General features: G+C 75.2%; 12 protein-coding genes. 8 read left to right on the top strand and 4 right to left on the bottom strand.

What is annotated here, in order from left to right; translation table 11 throughout:
• Positions 1–3 precede the first annotated feature (3 nt).
• From OG286_RS02820 to OG286_RS02795, 6 genes are read left to right on the top strand one after another with little or no spacing between them, the layout of a single operon-like run.
• On the top strand, positions 4–1,488 hold the full coding sequence (locus tag OG286_RS02820; protein WP_405364692.1) for a KamA family radical SAM protein: 1,485 nt from the start codon (positions 4–6) through the stop codon (positions 1,486–1,488).
• Positions 1,485–2,516: a RimK family alpha-L-glutamate ligase gene (locus tag OG286_RS02815; RefSeq protein ID WP_396320420.1), complete on the top strand. Its 1,032-nt coding sequence runs from the start codon at positions 1,485–1,487 to the stop codon at positions 2,514–2,516. The genes OG286_RS02820 and OG286_RS02815 overlap by 4 nt, the downstream gene beginning before the upstream one ends.
• The gene (locus tag OG286_RS02810) at positions 2,513–3,754 is read left to right on the top strand and encodes an AMP-binding protein (RefSeq protein ID WP_405364690.1); all 1,242 of its coding nucleotides are present in this window, start codon (positions 2,513–2,515) and stop codon (positions 3,752–3,754) included. Before OG286_RS02815 ends, OG286_RS02810 begins: the two co-directional genes overlap by 4 nt.
• Positions 3,751–5,043 carry an MFS transporter gene (locus tag OG286_RS02805; RefSeq protein WP_396320418.1) on the top strand — a complete coding sequence of 431 codons (1,293 nt, stop codon included), beginning with the start codon at positions 3,751–3,753 and terminating at the stop codon, positions 5,041–5,043. The genes OG286_RS02810 and OG286_RS02805 overlap by 4 nt, the downstream gene beginning before the upstream one ends.
• On the top strand, positions 5,040–5,903 hold the full coding sequence (locus OG286_RS02800; protein ID WP_405364688.1) for an SDR family NAD(P)-dependent oxidoreductase: 864 nt from the start codon (positions 5,040–5,042) through the stop codon (positions 5,901–5,903). The genes OG286_RS02805 and OG286_RS02800 overlap by 4 nt, the downstream gene beginning before the upstream one ends.
• Before the next feature lie 19 nt (positions 5,904–5,922).
• Positions 5,923–7,176 (top strand): phenylacetate--CoA ligase family protein, encoded by a 1,254-nt coding sequence (locus OG286_RS02795; RefSeq protein ID WP_405364687.1) that lies wholly within the window; start codon positions 5,923–5,925, stop codon positions 7,174–7,176.
• Positions 7,177–7,225: 49 nt separating this feature from the next.
• On the opposite strand, the gene paaI is transcribed toward OG286_RS02795, so the two are convergent.
• The 4 genes from paaI to OG286_RS02775 all read right to left on the bottom strand — a co-directional run bounded on the left by paaI (position 7,226) and on the right by OG286_RS02775 (position 11,145).
• The gene (gene paaI, locus OG286_RS02790; protein WP_396320565.1) at positions 7,226–7,621 is read right to left on the bottom strand and encodes a hydroxyphenylacetyl-CoA thioesterase PaaI; all 396 of its coding nucleotides are present in this window, start codon (positions 7,619–7,621) and stop codon (positions 7,226–7,228) included.
• A 266-nt stretch (positions 7,622–7,887) separates the two neighbouring features.
• Entirely contained in the window at positions 7,888–8,019 is a 132-nt protein-coding gene (locus tag OG286_RS02785; RefSeq protein WP_396320415.1) for a hypothetical protein, read from the bottom strand.
• A 242-nt stretch (positions 8,020–8,261) separates the two neighbouring features.
• On the bottom strand, positions 8,262–8,990 hold the full coding sequence (locus OG286_RS02780) for a hypothetical protein (protein ID WP_396320414.1): 729 nt from the start codon (positions 8,988–8,990) through the stop codon (positions 8,262–8,264).
• A gap of 16 nt (positions 8,991–9,006) precedes the next feature.
• A complete protein-coding gene (locus OG286_RS02775) occupies positions 9,007–11,145 on the bottom strand; it encodes a bifunctional lysylphosphatidylglycerol flippase/synthetase MprF (RefSeq protein WP_396320413.1) in 2,139 nt (712 codons plus the stop codon).
• A gap of 351 nt (positions 11,146–11,496) precedes the next feature.
• Between OG286_RS02775 and OG286_RS02770 the strand changes: the two genes are divergently transcribed.
• Entirely contained in the window at positions 11,497–18,762 is a 7,266-nt protein-coding gene (locus OG286_RS02770; protein ID WP_405364685.1) for an SDR family NAD(P)-dependent oxidoreductase, read from the top strand.
• Positions 18,763–18,766: 4 nt separating this feature from the next.
• Positions 18,767–23,611, top strand: a complete 4,845-nt coding sequence (locus OG286_RS02765) for a beta-ketoacyl synthase N-terminal-like domain-containing protein (RefSeq protein WP_396320411.1) — start codon at positions 18,767–18,769, stop codon at positions 23,609–23,611.
• Positions 23,612–23,656 lie beyond the last annotated feature (45 nt).

Here is a 23,656-nt window from a genome sequence, read left to right as displayed (position 1 = left end):
CGGATGGACCGCCCCGAACCCCCGGTGCGCACCCCGCCGCAGCAGCCGTACCAGTACGTCCGGACGACGCCGGTCGAGCCGGACTGGCGCCGGCTGCCGGGCTGGCGCGACGTGACCGACGCCCAGTGGCGCGACGCCCAGTGGCAGCGGGCGCACTGCGTCAAGAACGCCCGGCAGCTGCGGGCCGTCGCCGGCGAGCTGCTCACCGACGCCTTCTATGAGCAACTTGCCGCCGACCAGGCCGAGTTCGCGACAATGCCGATCCTGCTGCCGCCGCAGATGCTGAACACCATGGCGGCGCAGGTCCCGGCCGAGCCGCACGCCTTCACCGAGGCCTTCCTGGCCGACCCGGTCCGCCGCTACATGCTGCCGGTGCACGCCGACCGGCACCCGCGGTGGCCCAGCCACCCGAAGGCCGAACGCGACTCGCTGCACGAGGCACAGATGTGGGTGGTGGAGGGCCTGACCCGCCGCTACCCCACCAAGGTGCTGGCCGAGCTGGTCTCCACCTGCCCGCAGTACTGCGGCCACTGCACCCGGATGGACCTGGTCGGCACCTCCACGCCCCAGGTCACCAAGGCCAGGCTGGTGCTCCGGCCGGCCCACCGCCAGGAGCAGATGCTCGACTACCTCAAGCGCACCCCGGCCGTGCGCGACGTGGTGGTCTCCGGCGGTGACCTCGCCAACGTGCCCTGGCCGCAACTGGAGTCGTTCCTGCTACGGCTGCTGGAGCTGGAGTCGGTCCGGGACATCCGGCTGGCCAGCAAGGCGGTGGTCGGCCTGCCACAGCACTGGCTGCAGCCGCAGATCCTCGACGGCGTCCACCGGGTGGCCGCGCTGGCCGCCCGGCGCGCCGTCAACCTCGCCGTTCACACGCACGCCAACCACGTCCGGTCGGTGACCCCGCTGGTCGCCGAGGCGGCCCGGGCGCTGCTGGACGCGGGCGTGCGGGACGTCCGCAACCAGGGCGTGCTGATGCGCGGCGTCAACGCGACCCCCGAGGACCTGCTCGACCTCTGCTTCGCCCTCCAGGGGGAGGCGAACATCCTGCCCTACTACTTCTACCTCTGCGACATGATCCCCAACGCCGAGCACTGGCGCACCAGCGTGCACGAGGCGCAGCGGCTCCAGGAGGCGATCATGGGCTACCTGCCCGGCTACGCGACGCCGCGTCTGGTCTGCGACGTGCCGGACCTCGGCAAGCGCTGGGTGCACCAGGCCGTCGGGTACGACCGCGAGCGCGGCATCTCGTACTGGACCAAGAACTACCGCACCGAGCCGGAGGTCCGCGAGCCCACCGGTGAGGACCGGCTCGGGCGCCGCCACCCGTACTACGACCCGGTGGACACCCTCCCGGAGGCCGGCCGCCGCTGGTGGGCCGACCTGGCCGGCCAGGGGGCTCGCCCCGGGCCCGCCGGGCCCAACGGCCCCAATACGCGCGCCGCACACCCGACGACCGCACGGACCACCCCGGAAGGAGCACGGTGAACCCCACCGGCCTCGCGAACGACCCCGGCCCGCTGCGCCGGATGTGCTGGATCTTCCCTGACCGCGAGTCCACCCGGATGACGGCGACCTGGCACCACTTCTTCTGGGACCTCTACGCCGAGACCGCCGAGGAGCTGGGCCTCACCTGGTGCCGGCACGCGCCGGACGCGGTCACCGTGGACGCCACCGACCCGTCCAGGCCGCTGGTCTACGTCGACGAGGAGCCGGTGACCGCGCAGGACACCCTCTTCGTCACCGCGCTCTACTCGCTGCCGTACCAGTCGATGGACATCTTCAACCAGTACGCGCTCTACGCGGTGCTCGAACAGGCCGGTTTCTACCTGCCGTTCCCGCCGCAGGTGTCGCTGATCGGCAACGACAAGCTCGCCACCGTGCTGCACCTCGCCGACTCCCCGGTGCCGCCGATCCCGTCGGTCCGGATCGGCACCGGCCGGGACATCAGCAAGCACCAGTACGAGGTCGCCCTCGGCAACCTCACCTACCCGGCCATCGTCAAACCGGCCGGCTGGTGCGGCGGCGGCGGGATCAACCTGGCCCGCGGCCCGGAGGACATCCGGGGCCTGGCCAGCCTGGCCCAGGGCGGCGACACCACGCTGATCGCCCAGCCCTACCTCGGCGACGGCACCGTCGACTACCGGGTCTACGTGGTCGACGGCGAGCCGTACGCGGTGATGAAGCGGATCCCCGAGCCGGGCTCGCCGGTCGCCAACGCCAGCCGGGGCGGGGCGATGGAGTTCCCGCCCGTGCCCCCCGAACTGGCCGATGCCACCGCCTACTTCGCGGAGAAGCTGGCGATCCCGTTCTTCTGCGTCGACTTCCTGTACGACGGAGAGCGGTACTGGTTCTCGGAGCTGGAGCCGGACGGCGTGATCGCCCCGGACTGGTCCGACCCGGACCGGACACTCCAACGGGCCGTCACCCGCGCCCGGTTCACCGCCTACCGGGACGCCCACGCCAAGTGGCTCGCCAACCGCACCCCCACCACCCCACGGACGGACCTCCGATGACCGACACGTTCTCCCTGCCGCCCGGGGCCGCCGAGCCGCACCTACCCGTCGCCGCCCGGGCTCTGGCGCGGCTGCGGACGGTGCCCGCGCTGGCCCCGCGCTACGCCGGCGTGTCCGGCACCGTCGGCACCCTCGACGAGCTGGCCGCCCTCCCGCCGTTGCTCAAGGACGACCTGAACGTGGCCCTCGCCCACCTGGAGCCGCGCGCCGGGACGGGCGCCACCTGGCTGTTCCAGAGCGGCGGTTCCACCGGCGCCCCCAAGGTCGGCTACGCGCCCACCGGCTTCTACATGGCCGGGGTGCACGCGCACTGGCAGCCGCTCGACCGCGACGACACCTTCGTCAACGCCTGGGGCGCCGGCCGGATGTGGGGCGCGCACTTCCTCGCCGCCGCGCTGGCCGACCTGGCGGGCTGCCGGGTGATCGCGCTCGGCTCGGTCACCCGGGAGGAGTACGGGGACTGGCTGGGTTTCCTCGCCGACCGGCGGGTCACCGCCATCGGCGGGACGCCCAGCGTGCTGCGGCTCTGGTTCGCCCACGCCCGCTCCGCCGGGCTCGAGCTGCCGGCCCTGCGCAAGGTGCTCTGGCTCGGCGAGGCCTGGCAGCCGCAGCTGGCGGAGGACATAGCGGCCGTCGCGCCGCAGGCCCGCCGCTGGGGCATGTTCGGCTCCACCGAGACGTGGGTGGTCGCCACCAACACCCCGGACTGCCCGGCCGACACCTTCCACCCGCTGCCCGAGCATCTGGTGCACGTGGGCCCGGACGGGGCGCTGGACTTCACCACCCTCAACCCCGAGATGCTCAACCCGGTGCTGCGCTACCGCACCGGCGACGCGGGCGAGCTGACCACCTGCCCGTGCGGGCGGCCTGGCCGCGCGATGCGGGTGCTGGGCCGCCGGGACAGCGTGGTCCAGGTGCGCGGCCTCGGCCTGCACGTGGACGAGCTGGTCGCCCGGGCGGAGCGCGAGCCGGGGGTCTCCCGGGCGCAGGTGGTGATCACCGAGAACGGCGGCCGGGCCACCGGCGTCGACGTCCTGGTGCTCACCGGCCGCGGCGTCGCCGTGGACACCGACCGGCTGCGCGCGGAGCTCTTCTCGGCGACGTTCACGCTGAGCACCGCGTTCCAGCACGACCCGGAGAACCTCCGGGTCCGCGCGGTCGACGAGCTGGTGAGCAACGACCGCACCGGCAAGACGGCCGGCTTCGTGGTCCGCGCGGCCGACCAGGAGGCCTCGTGAAGGCCCGGCGCCCGGCCGACCTGGGACGCGGCTTCAACCTGTTCTGGGCCGGCCAGACGGTCAGCGTGGTCGGCGACCGGATCACCGTCTTCGTCGTGCCCACCCTGATGATCTTCGTCCTGCACGCCTCCGCCCTCCAGGTCGGTGTGGTGGCGATGGCCCAGTACCTGGGCATCCCGCTGCTCGGGCCGGTGGCCGGCGTGCTGGTCGACCGCTGGAACAAGCGCTGGACGATGCTGGTCTGCGACCTGGTCCGGCTGGCCGCCGTCGCGGTGATCCCGCTGGCCTACTGGCTGGACTTCCTCTCCACCCCGCTGCTGTTCGGCTGCGTCGCGATGATCAGCGGCGCGACCATCTTCTTCAACGTCGGCTATCTGATCGCCGTCCCCGCCGTGGTGAAGGAGGACCAGATGGTCCGCGCCTACTCCCGGCTGGAGGGCAGCGGTTCGGTCGCCGAGGTGGCCGGCCCCTCGATCGCGGCGGGCCTGTACAGCGCGCTCGGCGTGGCCGCGCTGCTGGTGGACGCGGCCAGCTACGTGGTCTCCGCCGCCTGCTTCCGGTCCATGAAGCCGTGGGGCGAGCGCACCGTGGTCGAGGGCACGGTCTGGGAGCGGCTGACCGCCGGCTTCCGGATGAACTGGGCCGACCCGGTGCTGCGCCGGGTGGTGCTGGCGGCCGTCACGCTCAACTCCGGCGGCCCGGTCTTCGTCACCGTGCTGCCGGTCCTCGCCTACCGCGGCCTGGACGTCTCGGTCGGCGTCCTCGGCGCGGCCATGTCGGCCGGCGCCGTGGGCGCGCTGGCCGGCGCCGTGGTCGCCCCGTGGATCAGCGAACGGTTCGGCCTGGGCCGCACGCTCGCCTGGTCGCTGCTGCTGCACTGCCTGGTCGGGCTCGGCGTCCTGGCCGCGCCCGCACTGCCGGCCGGGCCGGTGATCGCCGTGACCATGGGCTGCTACGGCTTCTTCATGTCCTGCATCAACGTGTGCAGTGCGCCCACCCGGCAGTCCCGGATGTCCGCCGAGCACCAGGGCGTGATGCACGCGGCGTTCCGCACCGTCACCTGGGGCGTGATCCCGCTGGCCGCGCTCGCCGGCGGTCTCGCCGTCTCGCTGCTCACCGCACCCCTGGGCATCCGGGACGCCGCGCGCTGGACCATGGTCGGCGGCACCCTGCTGGCCGCCTGCTCCTTCCTGCCCGCGCTCGGCATCCAGGCCCGGCTCGACGCGGCCGCCCGTGAGCCGAAGGAACCCTCCGACACGGCACCGGAGTTGACGGAGACCGCGCGGTGAGCGGGCGCGTCGTCCTGATCACCGGCACCTCCTCCGGGATCGGCCAGGCCACCGCCGTCGCGGCCGCCCGGGCCGGGTTCACCACGGTGGCCACGCTGCGCGACCCGGCCCGTGGGCGGGTGCTCACCGAGGCGGCCGAGCGGGCCGGCGTGACCCTGGACGTCCGCCGGCTCGACGTCACCGACGCCGGCTCCGTGACCGCCTGCGTGGACGGCGTGGCCGAGACCTACGGACGGCTGGACGCGGTGGTCAACAACGCCGGCATCTCCAACTGCGATCCGACGCTGGAGATGTCCACGATGGCGGCGCTGCGGGCCAACCTGGAGGTGAACTTCTTCGGCGTCATCGCCGTCAGCCGCGCCGCGATGCCGCTGCTGCGCGCCTCGGCCGGCCGGCTGCTCACTGTCGGCAGCGTGCACGGCGTGGTCGGCCAGCCCTTCAACGAGGCCTACTGCGCGGCCAAGTTCGCCGTCGAGGGGTTCATGGAGAGCCTCGCCCCGGTCGCCGGCGCACACGGCGTCCGGGTCTGCGTCGTCGTCCCCGGCTTCGTGCCGGACACCGGGTTCGGGGTCTTCCCCGACATCAACCGCACGACCATCGAGGCCGCCTCCGGCCCGTACGCGCCCACCTTCGCCGACTACCTGGCCTGGGTCGGCGGCCAGGGCTGGGAGGCCGCCGGGCAACCCGCCCGGGAGGTCGCCGAGGTGGTCGTCCGGACCCTGCGCGCCGAACGGCCCGCCTTTCGCGTGCCCACCAACGCCTGGGCCGCCGCGTATCTGGAACAGAAGCTCGCCGACCCGGACGGCGCCGCCGTCCAGACCCTCGCCCGTACCTGGATCGGCCGCCCCGACCCCAGCTGACCAACCGTCAGGAGTGTTCGTGCCCGCCAAACCGCTGCCGGAGCTGATCGACTTCGCCCGGCGCAACTCCCCCTTCTACGCCGAGCTCTACCAGGGCCTCCCGGCCCGCGTCGAGCACCTCGACCGGCTCCCCGTCATCGAGCAGACCGCCTTCTGGGCCGCCAACTCCTGGCCGGACAACCGGCTGCTCACCGGACCGCTGTCGGACGCCGGCGTCTACAAGACCGGCGGTACCACCGGCGTCCCGAAGTTCTCGCCCTGGTCGCGCGCCGAGCACGCCGACTCGGTGACCGCCTTCGGCGCGGGCCTGGTGCAGGCCGGTCTCAGGCCCGGGCACCGGGTGGCGAACCTGTTCTGCGCCGGCGAGCTCTACGGTGGCTTCCTCTACATCGAGAACGCTCTGCACCACGCGCCGGTGGACAACGTCCGGCTGCCGGTCGGCGCCGCCCCCGACGCCTATGTGGCCGCCCTGATCGAGGACTTCGGCGTCGACGTGCTGGCCGGCGAGCCGATGAAGCTCAGCTCGGTCGCCGAGTACCTGGTCAGGCACGGGAAGACCGCCGAGCGCATCGAACTGCTGCTCTTCGGCGGGGACCTGCTCTTCGCCGACCTGCGGCCGATCCTCTCCCGCGCCTTCCCCAAGGCGGCCGTCGCCTCGGTCGGCTACGCCTCGGTGGACGCCGGGCTGGTCGGCGCGCCGGTGCCGGGCGACGACGTCCGGGTGCACGAGGCGTTCCCGAACCGCACCGTGGTGGAGCTGGTCGACGACGTGACCGGCGAGCCGGTCACCGCCCCCGGGGTGCCCGGCCGGGTGGTGGTCACCAACCTGTTCCGCACCCTGATGCCGATCCTGCGCTACCCGACCGGCGACCGCGCCGAGTGGGTCGACGTCGAGCGCGGGCGGTTCCGCCTGGTCGGCCGGTCCACCGAGGGCGCCCGGGTCGGTACGGTGGCGATGCCGACCGAGGAGATCCGCGCCGTCCTGGTCGCCAACGACCCGGACCAGGTCATCTCCGGCATGCAGCTGGTCCAGCGGCGCTGGGACGGCAAGGACGGCCTGATCCTGCGGCTCGGCTGCACCGAGGAGCCCCCGCCGCGCCTGGGCGAACGACTGGTCGAGGCGGTGTACCGGGCCCGGCCGCTGTACCCCGACGAGGTGGCGGCCGGCGCCGTCCACCACCTCACCGTCGAGTGGGTGCCGCGCTCCGGGCTGATCACCAACCCGCGCACCGGCAAGCTCCAGCAGGTCGTGGACGAGCGTCCGCCGGCCTGATCCGGCGCTCCGCGCCCGGCGGCCGGGCGGGGGCCGCCCCCGCGCCCGGTCAGCCGGCGTGCGGCTTCCCGGCGAGCATCACGCTCTGCCCGCGGAACTCCGCGATCACCTGTTCCGCGGAGTTCCGCACCGTCACGTCGTATATCCCGCTCCGCCCGGACCGGACGCGTTCCACGGCCTCGGCGGTCAGTTCGTCCCCGACCGCCGCCGGGGCCAGGAAGGTGACCTGCGCGGCCTGCGCCACCGTCACCGGGCCGTAGCTGTTGCACGCGTAGGAGAACGCCGCGTCGGCGAGCAGGAAGAGGTAGCCGCCGTGCGCGATGCCGTGGCCGTTCACCATGGTCGGAGCCACCGTCATGCGCATCCGCGCCCGCCCGGAGGACACCTCGTCGAGCGCGATGCCCAGCCCCTGGCAGGCCTCGTCGCGCTCGTACAGCGCGGCCATCCGCGCATTCCGCCCGGCGAATTCCACTGCTTCCGTGGTGTCCACGCGCATGATTCCTGCTTTCCCCCGGGAACAGCCCGAAACGGCCGGTCCGACCTGCCTCCGTATTGCACCCGCATTACACCGAGCCCCGCGACGGGCTGTCAACGGTCCACCGGGTGAACGGAATCCCTGCCGGCGGCCGCTGCGGCTCCGCCGAACGGAGTCTGCAGCGCCGGAGCCCGCGTCACTGGCGCCGCGTCACCGGGCCAGCCTCACCGGCCTGCTCACCCCGTCGGCCAAGCCCGCCGGACGGTCGGCATGTCCTGGGTGTGGCCGATGACGTAGGTGCCGTCCGGCCGGGCGAAGTGCTGCTGGACGTAGGCGGTCAGCTCGGCACGGTCCGGCAGCGGGTCCATGGCGGCCAGGTCGCCACGTTCACCATGAACTCGGCGACGTCCACCGCCTCGTCCAGGCGGTCGGTGCGGGGTAGGCGGCACCGCTGACGTCCAGCACCCGCAGCGGACCCGACTCCGCAGTCCTTGTCTCCGCCGGGCTACCCCTTTCGACGGCCGGCTTGGCCCGGCCATTGCACCGGGCCGGGCGCCTCCGGCGCGCAGGGACGTTCCTGCCCGCGTGTCGCGGGGCGGGTGCCGGGGTGTCAGCGGTGCGGCACGCCGCCGACGAAGTCCTTGAGGGCGTCGAGACGGGTCCGGCGGTCGGGCGGGTAGCGGCGCAGGGCGCGTGCGGCCTTGCGCGAGTCCGGACGGTAGCGCCAACGTGCCCAGGGGGACGTCGGTTTGGCCAGGCGCAGGACGCCGACCAGCCCGACCAGGGGGACCAGCAGGCCGATCACGCCCATCGCCGTCTTGCCCTTGAGGATCGTGCCGACGCACAGGGCCAGGTTGACGAGCAGCACCCCGGCGAAGACGAGCTGGTTGGCCGTGCCCGACCCGACGTCGGAGAACGGGTTGAACCCGGCGACCAGCAGCAGGCCGACCGCCGCCGCCAGGAACGCCGCATCGACCGATTTGCGGCCCTCCTTCGCCCAGTAGACGTCCTCCAGGTGCAGCCAGAGCGCGTACTCGTCGACCGTCAGGGCGGCACCCGCGCCGAACAGCACGGCCAGGATCTGTGCCCCGGGGGTGTCCGGCCGGTACGAGAACTCGATCGCGCCGGCCACCAGCATCGCGAGGATGCCGTACACCTGGTGGTGCACGTGGGTGCCGCCGACCTCGACGTTGCGGAACGGCCCACGGCCCGCCCGGATCAGCCGGGTGACCGCCCGGGTGCCGCCGAAGGTCAGGATGAAGGCGCCGAGCATCCAGAGACCGACGCCCTGGTCGGGGATGGTGATGACCACGTTGATGTCGACTTCCGTGTGACGCACGGTGGGTCCCGTCCCGTCAGCCGTGGTGCGCCGGCACCCGGAGCAGGTCGCGCACCGTGGCGGAGGGCATGTAGCAGCGCAGCAGGGACAGGCCGATCCGGGGCAGGTCGGCCTCGTCGCGGTAGAGCAGGAACATCGGCTCGTAGCGCGGCTGGAACTTCGCCTTGAAGGAGTGCAGCGAGCGGAACCCGTAGTACGGCTCCATGGCGGCGCCCAGCTGGTCGAGGATCCGGTCCAGCACGGTGGGTGCGTGGGCGGGGCCGGTGCGGGCCAGCGGCGCGCCGGAGAGCGACAGGTAGCGCGCGCCGTCCTCCCGGAGGGCGAGGCAGCTGGAGGCGATCATGAACTCGACCACCGGCCGGAAGCCGTCGCGGCGGCGGCGCATCATGTCCAGGGTCCAGCCCTGTGGCTCTCCGTCCGCGCCGAACACCGGCATCCACGACGTCACGCCGTGGAGGTGCTCCTCTCCCTCCATCGCCAGGCCGACCCGCATCCGCGGATCCATGGCCTCCTCCACGCCGCCGAGCGTGAATCCCATCTCCGGGAGGCCCATGTCGCCGACCCACTCCTCGGAGATGCCGCGGACCTGGGAGAGGACCGGACGGGGCTGCTCGGCGAGGGAGACCAGCCGGTACTCGACGCCGTCCTTCTTGGCCCGGTTGAGGGCGGTGCGCACGTCCTGCCAGGCCTTGCCGCGGAACTCGAGGTCGGGCAGGTCGATCACGGTGTCCTCGGCGACCTGGACGGACCGCCAGCCCAGCGCGTCGGTGGCCTCGGCGGCCCGGGCGGTGGCGGAGAACAGGCACGGGACCAGCCCCGTGCGGTCGCACATCTCGGCGAAGCGCGAGATCGTCCGGGCCCGGTCGTCCGCCGCGCCCACCGGATCGCCCAGCGCGACCGCGACGCCCGCGTGTGCCCGGTAGGCGATGTAGCTCCCGTCGTCGTCGGGGAAGAAGTAGGAGTTGTCCGGCCAGGTCGTCATCCAGGAGAGGTTCTCCCCGCCCCGGTGCACCAGCAGGTCCGCGGCCCGGGTCCGAGGGTCCCCGTCGGCTGACGGCGCCGGCGGCCGGGTGCCGGCCGCGGGGGCCCGGCGGCGGGGGCGCCGTGCCCGGAACGCGTCCCGGCCGGCGATCAGCACGACCAGTTCGGCGGTCCAGACCACCGAGGTGGGGACGAACACCGCGGCACCCGTGACCGTGACCTGCTCGTCGAGGGCCTTGCCGATCACGTACACGACCCCGACGAACAGGCCCAGCAGCGCGTTCAGCACGCAGAGCAGCACCGTCCAGCGCCAGGCGGTGCGGCGGCCGCGGCGCAGCCCGTTGACCAGCAGCCCGATGAGCGCCAGGGAGAGCAGGACCTGCCAGCCCGGTCCGCCCAGCCCCCTGGTCTCCCCGACCGGGCTGCGGCCGGGGGCCAGCCAGACGACCAGCAGGATCGCCGCGATCAGAAGCAGGCCGGCCACGGCCAGCAGCCGCCACTCCCGGCGGCTGAGCCGGCCGGAGGTCCGGGCGGCTCCCGGCACCCGCAGCCAGTGGGTCGCCGCCAGCCCGCCGGCGACCGCCAGCGCGTGCTCCAGGTCGTCGAGCCCTCCGACGTACAGCAGTGAGACGCCGGCGTAGGCGATCAGGCCGAGCCGCAGCCGCTGGCGCCACGGCGAGGCCAGGGCCGCCGAGGCCACCGCGCCCGCGCAGAGCGCGCCCGCCGAGATGCCGACGTCGACGGTGCCGGCGAGGTCCTTCGCCCAGGTCCATGCGGTGTGCCGCAGGGCGAACAGCAGCAGGGCGGCCAGGAGGACGGCGCCGAGCTGGCCGGCGGCCGTCACCGCGGCGGTCCAGCGGGTCCCGAGCCGTGCCTCCGCGAGCCCGCAGAGCAGGAGGACGCCGACGAGCACCGGGAGGTAGTCGATCGGCGTCGCGCAGAACAGCGGCCCGGTGACCAGGGTCCACCAGCGCCCCTTCTCGAACGAGGGCAGGCCGTACGCGATGTCGGGGTACCACGACCGGTCGGACACCGCGTCCCAGAGCCCGCCGACGGCAAGCCCCAGCAGCAGGATCACCGCGGCGGTGGCGAGTGTGAAGGGGAAGCGCCGTACTGCGGCGGTGACCGCGGTCAGGGCGTCGTGCCGCCACCGCGGCTCTGATTCTCCCGGCACCTCGCACCTCCGCACGGCGTGGCCGATCTCACCCCCACCTCGGGCCCGGAGCCACCTTGCTCAGCGTATCCGGATTCGGCGACCGGGGCCGGGCGAGGAGACCGGGTCCCAAGCGGGCCGTTCGCGCGGGATGACGGCTGGACGAAAAGGAGTCATGTGCCCCCGGTTCTTGACATGTGCGCGTCATCACGGCTTAACCTGTGACGCACTACCGATCGGTAGCATCAGCGTAGACCCGGACAGCGGAACAGCGGAACCGCGCGAGGCGCTCCAACTCACCCCACGGCCTTGCGGGTGCTGTGCGGGAGTTTCCATCCCCTCAGGTGCACCACGATGCATACCGGAGTGTCGATGACGCCCAGCTTTCCGCTTTCCGACCTCGTCGTCGGGATCACGCCGTTCCACGAGCCGGACGCCGGCCTCGCCGAGGCCCTGTGTCGGGCGGGAGCGCTGGGCGTGCTCGATCTCGGGGCCGGGGGTCGTCGGGCCCGCGAGGAGTTCGACCGGCTCCGTGAGCGTGTCCCCGGGCGGTTCGGCGTCAGACTGGGCCCGGGCTGCGGCCTTTCGGCCGGTGAGCTGCGCAGACCTGACGGCAGCGGCCCGCACACCCTGGTGCTGGCCGCCGGCGCACTGGAGGCCGGTGACGGCCCCGGCCGGGACCGGGGCGGGTTCACCGGCCTCCGCCTGCTGGTCGAGGTGACCGATCTGCGGCAGGCGCTGAACGCCGTCCGCCGTGGTGCGGACGGCCTGATCGCGCGCGGCAGCGAGAGCGGCGGACCGGTCGGCGAGCTGAGCACCTTCGTCCTGCTGCAGCAGCTCCTGGGCGCACCCGGGATCGCCGTGCCGGTGTGGGCGGCCGGTGGCATCGGCCTGCGCACCGCGGCGGCGGCGGTGGCCGGTGGCGCCGCGGGCGTGGTGCTGGACACCCAGCTGGCCCTGTTGGCCGAGTCCGGTGCGTCCGAGCAGGCCGCGGCCGTACTGCGTTCGGCGGACGGCTCCGAGACCGTGCTCGTCGACGGGCGACGGGTGTTGCGGTGGGGCGGGCCCGGCGGCGGGAGAACCGAGCTGACGGCAGGTCAGGATGCCTTCCTGGCCGCCAGGTTCGCCGACCGCTGGGAGACGGTCGCACGGAGCGTCCACGCCGTGCGCGAGGCGGTGCGCGACGTGGCGGCCGGCGCCGGCGTCGCACTGCTCGGCACCGGCTCGCCGCTCGGTGGCGCATTCGGCACCGCACTCCCGGTCGCGCAGGGCCCGATGACCCGGGTCAGCGACCAGCCGGGTTTCGCCGCCGCGGTGGCCGGGGCCGGCGCGCTGCCGTTCGTCGCCCTGGCCCTGGCGGACGGGCCGCAGTCCCGCGAGCTGCTCTCCCGGACCGCCGCCGAGCTGGGCGAACTCCCCTGGGGAGTCGGAGTGTTGGGCTTCGCCTCGGAGGAGGTGCGGGCCGCGCAGCTGGCCGAGGTCCTGGCCGCGCGGCCGAGCCACGCGGTGATCGCGGGCGGACGGCCCGCGCAGGCGCGAGCCCTGGAGGCAGCCGGGATCCGGACCTTCCTGCACGTGCCCTCGCCCGGGCTGCTGCGGCAGTTCCTGGCGGACGGTGCGCGCCGGTTCGTCTTCGAGGGCTCGGAGTGCGGCGGTCACGTCGGGCCGCTGCACAGCTTCCCGATCTGGGAGGCCCAGTTGGCGGTCCTCGAGGACTTCCTCGACGCGACCCCCGGCCGTACCGCTGAGCCGGCGATCGAGGTGCTGTTCGCGGGCGGCGTGCACGACGAGCGCTCGGCCGCGATGGTGGCGGCCCTGGCCGCACCCGTCGCGGAGCGCGGCGTCCTGACGGGCGTGCTGATGGGCACGGCGTACCTCTTCACCGAGGAGGCGGTGGCGCTCGGCGCGGTGCAGCCGCAGTTCCAGCGCCAGGTGATCGCGGCCCGCGGCACGGAGCTGCTGCTGTCCGCCCCCGGGCACGCGACCCGCTGCGTGCCCAGCCCGTTCACCGCGGAGTTCCGCCAGGCCCGGGAACAGATGCGGGAGCAGGGCGTGCCGGACCGCGAAGCCTGGGAGAGGCTGGAGCAGTTGAACGTCGGCCGGCTGCGCGTCGCCAGCAAGGGGCTGGAGCGCGTGGCGGGCGGGCTGGCGCCGGTCGACGAGCAGGGGCAGCTGCGGCGGGGCATGTTCATGGCCGGACAGGTCGCGGTGCTGCGCGCGGCTACCACGACGCTGGCCGAACTGCACGGCGCGGTGACGGCGGGGGCGGCCGACTTCCTCAGGGTGCGGGCCGCCGAACTGGCCGGCCGGCTCGGCGGGGAGGGCGCCCCGGCCGGGCGGCCGAAACCGCTGGAGATCGCGGTGGTCGGCATGGCGGGCATGTTCCCGCAGGCGCCCGACCTGCCCGCGTTCTGGGCCAACGTGCTGGCCGGGGTGGACGCGGTCACCGAGGTGGCGCCGGAACGCTGGGACCCTGCCGTGTACTACGAGGCCGACGGCGGTCCGGGCCGTACACCGTCCAAGTGGGGCGGCTTCCTGCCCCGGATCCCCTTCGACCCGCTGAGATACGGCCTCCCGCCGTCCGCGCTCGGCAGCATCGAGCCGGTGCAGCTGCTGGCGCTGGAGGCGGCCCGGCGCGCACTGGTGGACGCCGGCTACGACAGCGGCGCCGGCGACGCCGGCCGCGGCTTCGACCGCTCGCGCGCCGGTGTGGTGTTCGGCGCCGAGGCCGGCAGCGACCTGTCCAACGCGGGCGTGCTCCGCTCGGTGCTGCCGTCCTACCTGGGCCGGGTGCCCGAGGCCCTCGCGGCGCAGCTGCCGGGGCTCACCGAGGACTCGTTCCCGGGCATGCTGGCCAACGTCATCTCCGGGCGGATCGCGAACCGGCTGGACCTGGGGGGCGCCAACTTCACCGTCGACGCCGCGTGCGCGTCCTCGCTCGCCGCGCTCGACGTGGCCTGCAAGGAACTCACGGCGGGGACGGCGGACCTGATGGTGTGCGGGGGAGCGGACCTGCACAACGGGATCAACGACTTCCTGCTCTTCGCCTCGGTGCACGCGCTCTCCCCGACCGGGCGGTCGCGGCCGTTCGACGCGGCCGCGGACGGCATCGCCCTCGGCGAGGGGGTGGCCTGCCTGGTGCTGAAACGACTGGCGGACGCCGAACGGGACGGCGACCGGGTGTACGCGGTGGTGCGGGGCATCGGCAGCGCGAGCGACGGCCGCTCGCTGGGCCTGACCGCCCCACGGCCCGAGGGCCAGCGCGCGGCCCTGGAGCGGGCCTACCACGTCGCCGGCCTCGCGCCGTCCGAGGTCGGCCTGGTGGAGGCGCACGGCACCGGGACGGTGGTCGGCGACCGGACCGAGCTGACCACGCTGACCGAGGTCTTCACCGAGGCCGGCGCGGCGCCCGGCAGCTGCGCGCTCGGGTCCGTGAAGTCGCAGATCGGGCACACCAAGTGTGCCGCGGGGCTGGCCGGTCTGATCAAGGCGTCGCTGGCGCTGCACACCGGAGTCCTGCCGCCGACGCTGCACCTGGACCGGCCGAACCCGGCCTGGCAGGCCGGCCGGAGCCCGTTCGTGTTCGGTACCGAGCCCCGGCCGTGGGCCACGGCGCCGGCCGGACGCGTCGCCGGCGTGAGCGCGTTCGGCTTCGGCGGCACCAACTTCCATGCGGTCCTACAGGGTTACGACGGGCCCGCGCCCGTGCACGGTCTGCAGGGCTGGCCGGCCGAGCTGTTCCTGTTCCGCGGGGCGGACCGGGAGCGGGCGCTGCGCGGAGTCCGCGCGATCCTGCGGCTGGCCGAGGCCCCCGGCGCACCGTGGCGGCTGCGCGACCTGGCGATGGCCGCCGCCCGGCGGGCCGCGGGCGGGCACGGACGGGTGCAGGTCGCGGTGGTGGCCACGGACGTCGCGGAGCTGGTCGGGTTGCTGAACCGGGCGCTGGACGGGGAGCAGGCACCGCAGCACGGACTCCATCAGGCGGACCCGGCCCTGGACGCGGCCCCGGACCCGACTCCGGCCGCGACCCTGGACGCGGCGTCGGCTCCCGCTCCGGGCGGCGGGCCGGTGGGCGAGGTGGCGTTCCTCTTCCCGGGTCAGGGCAGTCAGCGGCCGGGCATGTTCGCCGAGCTGTTCACGGCGTTCCCGGCACTCCAGCGGCACCTGCGGCTGGGCCGGGACCACGCCGGCCTGCTGCACCCGCCCGCCGCCTTCACGGCCGAGGCCCGTGAGCGACAGCGGGCCGAGCTGACCGACACCCGGGTGGCGCAGCCGGTGCTGGGCATGACCGGCCTCGCCGCCTACGAGGCGCTCGCGCTCGCCGGGGTGCATCCGCAGCTGGCGGCCGGGCACAGCTACGGCGAACTGGTGGCGCTCTGCGCGGCGGGTGCGCTGGCGGCCGAGGACCTGCCGGAGCTCAGCGCCGAGCGGGCGCGGTCGATCCTGGCGGCGGTCGGGGTGGCCGCCGGGCCCGGGGACGCCGCCGACGCCGGGACGGACCCGGGAACGATGGCGGCCGTCGCGGCCGGGGCCGCCGACGTCGAGCGGGTCCTGCGGGAGGCCGGAACGGCCGGCCGGGTGGTGGTGGCGAACCACAACGGGCCGCGGCAGACGGTGGTGTCCGGGCCGACCGCGGAGATCGAGGAGGCCGCCGGCCTGCTGCGGGCTGCCGGGTTCGGGGTGAAGCGGCTTCCGGTGGCGTGCGCCTTCCACAGCCCGCTGGTGGCGGGCGCGGGCGAGCGCTTCGCGGCCGCGCTGGCCGACCGGACGGTGCGGGCGCCGGAGTTCCCCGTCTGGTCGAACCGCACGGCGGCCGCCTACCCGGCGGAGCCCGCCGCGATCCGGGCCGAACTCGCGGCACAGATCGGCGCGCCGGTGCGCTTCGCGGCACAGATCGAGGCGATGTACGAGGCGGGCGCCCGGGTCTTCGTCGAGGCCGGGCCGGGGACGGTGCTGACCAGGCTGGTCTCCGAGGTGCTCGGCGACCGGCCCCACCGGGCCGTCCCGCTGGAACGGCGGCGCACCGGTCTGCCGGGCTACCTCGACGCCCTGGCCGAGCTGGCCGTCGCCGGTGTGGCCGTTCACACCGACCGGCTGTTCCGCGGACGCGACGCAGTGGACGCAGGCCGTGCCGAGGCGCCGCGCCGGCCGGGCTGGACGGTCGACGGCCAACTGGTCCGCACGGCCGCAGGAGAGACACCGCCCGGTGCACTGGCACCGGCCCGACTCGTACCGGAGGCATGGGTGACCACGCACGAACCACGGCGCGACGACCCGCAGACGCTGATCGCGGACTTCCTGAGCAGCAGCCGGGAGCTGATCGCGGCACAACGGGACGTGCTGCTCACGTACTTCGGTGCGGCGGGTGCGGCCCAGGCGCCGGCGCTCCCGGCACCGGTGCCGCAGGCCGCGGCACTGCAGGCGCCGGCGCTCCCGGCCCCGGCCGCGGGGCCGCCGTCGGTGCAGGGAACGGCGGTTCGGCCGACGGTCCCGCAGCCGTCCGTGACGGAGCCGCCGGTGCCCGCCCCCGCCGGTGCGCCCGCCCCCGGACGGCTGCCGGTGGACCCGCCGGCCGTCGGCGCCGCTGCCGTGCCGACGGCGGCGGAGCTGCTGGCCATGGTGATCGAGGTGATCGGCGAACGCACCGGCTACCCGGCCGACATGATCGAGCCCGATCTCGACCTCGAAGCCGACCTCAGCATCGACTCCATCAAGCGCACCGAGATCATCGGCAGACTGGTCCGCCGCCTGGCCGGCCCGTCCGATGCCGGCCCGTCCGGTGTTGGCCCGTCCGGTGCCGGCCGTCCCGACGACCGGATGGCACTGGGTGACGAGGAGGTCGAGCACCTCGCCCGGGCCCGGACGGCGGCGGCCGTCGCCGACTGGCTCGCCGAGCGTCTCGGGGAGGCGGAGGCGCCGGCCGGTGCCCTGGGCCGGGACGCCGCGGGCGAGGCCGAGCCCGCTGCGCCGGCCGGCGGACGGACGGGCAGCGAGCTGCCCGAGCCCGTCGCCGCCGGTTCGCAGGCGGCCGGCGAGCCGTACCCCGCCCGCCGCGACGCGGTGACCGCTGCCACCGGTGTCGGCGGCCCGGACGTCAGGCCGGTGCCCGAGGGCCACGAGCCGCTGCGGCTCCGCGTCGAGCCGGTTCCGCTCCCGGAGCCCGCCGAGCCCGGCCGCACCCTTGCCGGCCGGCGCTTCCACCTCCTCGGCGACGACACGCACGGCATCGCCGCCGCCCTCACGGCCCGCCTGAACGCCCTCGGCGCCGAAGTGGCCTCCCACGACGCGGCGTACGAACTGTCCACCGCGGACGGCCCCGTGGACGGGGTCGTGCTGCTCGACCCGCTCTCGCCCGAGGGTGCGCCCGTGCTGCCCGCGGCCGTCCCCGCCCTGCAGGCCGCGCTGGCCCGGGCACCGCGCTGGCTGCTCGCCGCCCGGGCGGCCGACGGCCCGGCGACGGGTCCCGCCGCGACGGGCCACCCCGCGACACCCGCGGGGACCACACCCGCCGGGACTGCGCGCGCCGAGGGCCTGCGCGGCCTGTTCCGCACGCTGGCCGCCGAGTACCCGCATCTCTCCGCCCGCCTGGTCGAGCTCGACCGGACCGGCGACCCGGTCCTGGCCGCCGAGCTGCTCGCCGCGGAGCTCCGGGCCGCCGATCGCGAGCCGGTGGTGCTGCGCACCTCCGCGGGGCGGCGCGGCCTCACCCTGCGCGAGTCGGGTCTCGGCGTGCTCGGCAGCACCGGCGCCGGCCCGGCCGGTGACGGTGTGGCGGAGGCCGAGGCACTGGGCCTCGACCGCGACGCCGTCGTCCTGCTGGTCGGCGGCGCCCGGGGGATCACGGCGCGGTTCGCCGCCACCCTGGCGGCCGCGAGCCGCTGCCGACTGGAGCTGCTCGGCCGCACCGCACCGCCGGAGGGCCCGGAGGACCCGGTCACCGCGGCGGCCGGCGACCGCGCCGCCCTGCGCGCGGTGCTCGCCCGCGGTGGCATGCCGCTTCCGGAAGTGGACGCCGCGGCGTCCGGGCTGCTCGCCGGCCGGGAGGTCGCGGCCACCCTCGCCGAGCTGGACGCGTTCGGCGCCCGCGCCGCGTACCGGACCGTGGACGTGGCCGACGCGGCGGCGCTGCGCCAGGCCGTCAAGGAGGTCCACGCCGAACACGGCCGCCTCGACGGAGTGGTGTACGCCGCGGGCGTGATCGAGGACAAGGTGTTCGCCGAGAAGAGCCCCGCCTCGTTCGGGCGGGTCTTCACCACCAAGGCCGAGGGTGCCCGCGCCCTGCTGGAGGCGCTGGCCGAACTGCCGGCCGGCCCGCGGTTCACCGTGCTCTTCGGCAGCATCGCGGCAGTGCTCGGCAACCGCGGGCAGGCCGACTACGCGGCGGCCAACGACGCGCTGGAGGGCCTGGGCGCGCGCTGGGCCCAGCAGACCGGGCACCGCGCGCTCACCGTGCACTGGGGGCCGTGGGCGCCGTCCGGCCGGCACGGCGGCATGGTCTCCCCGGAGCTCGCGCACAGCTACGCCGACCGCGGGGTGAAGCTGATCGCGCCGGACGCCGGCTCGCTCGCCCTGCTGCGCGAGCTCGCCTGGGGCGAGCCCGGCCTGCGCTCGGTCGTCTACACGGCCTCGGGCTGGTGACGCGGTGACGGACCGTCAGCCACCCGCGGTGGCCGTGGTCGGCATGGCCGTCCTCCTGCCCGGCGCACCGGACCTCGCCACCTACTGGCGGAACCTGGTGGAGGGGGTGGACGCGATCACCGATGTCCCGGCCGGGCGCTGGGACGCCGAGTACTACGACCCCCGTGCGGCCGCGGACCCGGGCCATGTGGGCGCGGGCGCACCGGACAAGGTGTACTGCCGGCGCGGCGGCTTCGTGGACGAGCTGGCGGCGGTGCAGCCGACCCGCTTCGGACTGGTGCCGAACTCCGTCGCCGGCACCGAGCCGGACCAGCTCATCGCGCTCCAGGTCGCCGCCGCGGCCGTCGAGGACGCCGGTGGCCCCGACCGGCTGCCGGACCGCGACCGGGTCGGCGTGGTGCTGGGGCGCGGCGGCTACCTGACACCCGGGATCGCCCGCCTCGACCAGCGGGTGCGCGGCTCGCACCAGCTGGTCCGCACGCTCCGCGAGCTGCTGCCGGAACTGACCGATGGCCAGCTCGACCGGGTCAGGACGGCGTTCACCGAGAGGCTGGGCCCGGACCGGCCGGAGGCGGCGATCGGCCTGGTGCCGAACCTGGCCGCCTCCCGGGTCGCCAACCGGCTCGACCTGCGCGGGCCCGCGTACACGGTGGACGCCGCGTGCGCCTCGTCCCTGATCGCGGTGGACCAGGCGGTCGGCGAACTGGTGACCGGCCGGTGCGACGTGGTGCTGGCCGGCGGCGTGCACCACTGTCACGACGTGACGCTGTGGAGCGTCTTCACCCAGCTGAAGGCGTTGTCCCCCAGCCAGCGGATCCGCCCCTTCCACCGGGGCGCCGACGGCATCCTGATCGGCGAGGGCACCGGCGTGGTCGTCCTGAAACGCCTCGCCGACGCCGACCGGGACGGCGACCGGGTGTACGCGGTGATCCGTGGCACGGGGGTCGCCGGCGACGGGCGCACATCCGCCCTGGCCAACCCCGACCCGGGCGGTCAGGGCCGGGCGGTTCGGGAGGCCTGGCGTTCCGCCGGGCTGGACCCGACCACGCCCGGCGCGGTGGGACTGCTGGAGGCGCACGGCACCGCGACTCCGGCCGGCGACCTGGCCGAACTCCGGACGCTGGCAGAGGTGTTCGGGCCCCATGCGGCCCGGGAGCCGCGCGCCGTCCTCGGCTCGGTCAAGTCGATGATCGGCCACACCATGCCGGCCGCCGGGATCGCCGGCCTGGTCAAGGCGGCCCTGGCGGTCCACCACGGGGTGCTGCTGCCCACCCTGCACTGCGAGGACCCGCACCCGGCCCTGGCGGCCACGCGCTTCGCCACCATCGGCACGGCGCGTCCCTGGGAGGGCACCGACGGTCCGCGCCGTGCGGCGGTGAACGCCTTCGGCTTCGGCGGCATCAATGCGCACGTCGTGATGGAACAGGCCCCCGGCGCCGGTGCCGTCCCGCCGCCGGCGACTGGCATCGCGCGGACGGCCCGGCCCGCACCCGGCACCGCCTCCACGAAGGTCGTGGAGCCCGAGCGGGTCCTGCGCCTGGCGGCCGACACACCCGAGCAACTCGCGGCCCTCATCGGCGACGACGCCACCGGCCCGGCGGCCGCCGGCCTGCCCGAGCCAGGCCCGTCGGCGCCGTCCTGCCGCCTGGCCGTCGTCGGTCCGACGCCGAAGAGCATGGCCCTGGCCCGCCGCGCGGTCGCCCGCGGCCGGGCCTGGCGCGGGCGCGGTGACGTCTGGTACGCGCCGCGGCCCCTGCTCGGACCGGGCGGCGGGCGGCTCGCGTTCCTCTTCCCGGGCCTGGAGGGCGAGTTCGCGCCGCGGGTGGCCGATGTCGCCGACCACTTCGGGCTGCCCCGGCCGGCCGTGGGCGATGCCGCCCGGGTCGGCGACATCGGCCGGCACGGCGCGGGCGTGGTCACGGTCGGCCGCCTGCTCGACCGTGCCCTGCGCCGGATCGGCCTGCGGCCCGACGCGGTCGCCGGGCACAGCGTCGGCGAGTGGACCGCGATGATCACCGCCGGCCTGTATTCCGGCGCCTCGGTGGACGCGTTCCTGGAGTCGTTCGACCCGGACGCGCTGCACGTGCCCGGCCTGGCCTTCGCCGCGCTCGGCGCCCCGGCGGACCACGTCGTCGATGCCCTGGCGACGCTGCCCGGCATGGCCGAGGTCGTCCTGTCCCACGACAACGCACCGCAGCAGGCGATCGTCTGCGGCCCGCAGCAGCCGGTCACCGAACTGGTGCGGTGGTTCCGGGCGCGCGGGGTGCTCGGGCAGGTCCTGCCGTTCCGGTCCGGCTTCCACACGCCGATGCTCGAACCGTACCTGGCACCGATCCGGGCCGCGGCCGAGCGGTTCGACCTGCACCGGCCGACCGTACCGGTGTGGTCGGGGACGACGGCCGCGCCGTTCCCGACGGCGGAGGCCGAGGTACGGGAGCTGTTCCTGCGACACCTGCTGGAGCCGGTACGGTTCCGGCCGTTGGTCGAGGCACTGTACGCGGCCGGCTTCCGGGCATTCGTCCAGGTCGGCACCGGACAGCTGGGCTCGCTGGTCGGCGACATCCTCCAGGACCGGGAGCACCTGGCGGTCGCGGCCAACTCGGCCCAGCGCGACGGCCTGGCGCAGCTGCGCCGAGTGGCGGCGGCGATGTGGGCGGACGGCGCCGAACCGGACGCGGCCGCCCTGCTGCCCGCCCGGACGGGGAGCCGGGGCACGGCGCGGGAGCACCCGGCGGTGCCGCTGGACCTCGGCAGCGCCCTGGTCTCGCTGGACCGCGCCACGCTCGACGGACTGCGCGCCGAGCTGACGCCGGCGGCCCGGACCGCGGAGACGCTCGGCGACCTCGGCCGGCGCTTTCCGCCGGCCGCCGGCCTGGACGCGCTCCTGCGCGAGACCGAGCGCACCGCGGTCGAGCTGTTCGGCGCGGCCGCCCGGATGCCGCACACGCCCCCGACGCGCCCGTCCGCCATGGCCCGCACCACCACGCTGCACCCCACTGCCCCGCACCCCACCGCCCCGAACTCCGTCACCCCAGTTTTCGCCACCCGGCCGGCGGCCGCACCGAACCCCGCACCGAGCCCCCGGCGGCACGTCCTCCCGCTGCACGTCTCGCTCGACGCCATGCCCTACCTGTCCGACCACTGCTTCTTCCGGCAACGCCAGGGCTGGCCCGATCCGACGGACCGCTGGCCGGTCGTCCCCGCCACCACGATCGTCCACCACCTTCAGGAGGCGGCCGAGCGGATCGCACCGGGCCGGATCGCCACCGGCGGGCGCGACCTGCGCTTCGGCCAGTGGGTACCGGCCGCCGAACCGCTCGACCTGGCCATCACCCTCCAGGAGACCGAACCGGGTCTGTACAGCGCCGAGTTCGGCCACTTCGCCCAGGGCGCCGTCGAGGTGGCGGACCGCTACGCACCGCCGCCCGCGCCGTGGCCGGTCCCGGTGGCCGGCGAGCAGGTGCCCGAGCTGACCGCGGCCGGCCTCTACCAGGAACGGTGGATGTTCCACGGCCCCGCGTTCCAGGGCCTGACCGAGCTGACCGCGATCGGCGCGTCGCACATCCGCGGCGTGATCACCGCCCCCGCTGCGCCGGGTGCGCTGCTGGACAACGTCGGCCAGCTGCTCGGCTACTGGATCATGGCCACCCGCACCGAGCGCACCGTGGTGTTCCCGGTCGGCATCCGGCGGCTGCGCATCCACGGCCCGGCGCCGCGCGCCGGCACCGAACTGCACTGCCACATCCGGATCACCGCCCTCACCGACCAGGTGCTCGAAGCCGACGTCCAGCTGCGCCCCGCCGGTGGCCCGGTCTGGGCGGAACTGCACGGCTGGCAGGACCGCCGCTTCGACAGTCACCCCGAGACCCGCCCCGTCGAACGCTTCGTCGACCGCAACACGCTGTCCCGGCCGCAGCCGGCCGGCTGGGTCCTGCTGCACGAACGCTGGCCGGACCTCGCCTCGCGCGACCTGATCATGCGCAACCACCTCGGCGCCGCCGAACGGGACCAGTACGCCCGGCAGCCGCCGCGCGGCCGCCGGGCCTGGCTGCTCGGCCGGATCGCGGTCAAGGACGCGGTGCGGCGCCGGCTGTGGGAGCACGGTGAGGGCCCGGTCTTCCCGGCCGAGATCGAGGTCGGCAACGACGCGGCCGGCCGGCCGGTGGTGGCGGGCGTCCACGGCCGGACGCTGCCGGAGCTCGACGTCTCGCTCGCGCACTGCGCCGAGGCCGCGGTCGCCCTGGTCCGCCCGGCCCGCGACGGCGTCGGCATCGACATCGAGCAGGTCGTCGACCGCCCGGGCGAGACGCTCCAAGTCGCCCTCGGCCGGGCCGAGTCGGAGCTCCTGGCCGCCTGCCGGGCCCGCGGCGGCCAGAGCGACGGCGACGGTACCGGCCCCGGCAACGGTCGCAGCGCCGGCCAGAGTGACGAACACAGCAACGGCCACAGTGGCGGACACAGCAACGGACACGGCACAGACCACGGCGACGCCGGCAGTGGTCGTGCCGACGAGGCCGGGGACGGGGCACTCTGGTTCACCCGGTTCTGGGCGGCCAAGGAGGCCGTCGCCAAAGCCGAGGGCACCGGACTGCGCGGCCGTCCACGGGACTTCACGGTGGTGGCGGCCGAACCGTCCACCCTGCTGGTCGAGACCGCCGGACCCGCCGGGCCCCGCCGCCACCGCGTGCACTGCACCACCGTCACCAGCCCGCCCGGCCTGCCCGGGCGGCGCTACGTGGTGGCCTGGACCGCCGGGCCGGACGACGGACCCCGGCCCGGACCCCGGCCCGGACCCCACGAGCAGACCGGACACACCGACCGCGACCCCGAAGGGACAACAGCCCCGTGACTGTCAGCGAGCAGACCGTGGACCACACCCCGCCGACCGCCCAGC

The sequence above is a fragment of the Kitasatospora sp. NBC_00039 genome, from assembly GCF_045160625.1.
In the GTDB taxonomy this organism is placed as follows: domain Bacteria; phylum Actinomycetota; class Actinomycetes; order Streptomycetales; family Streptomycetaceae; genus Kitasatospora.
This window is presented reverse-complemented; position numbering and strand designations above follow the sequence as displayed.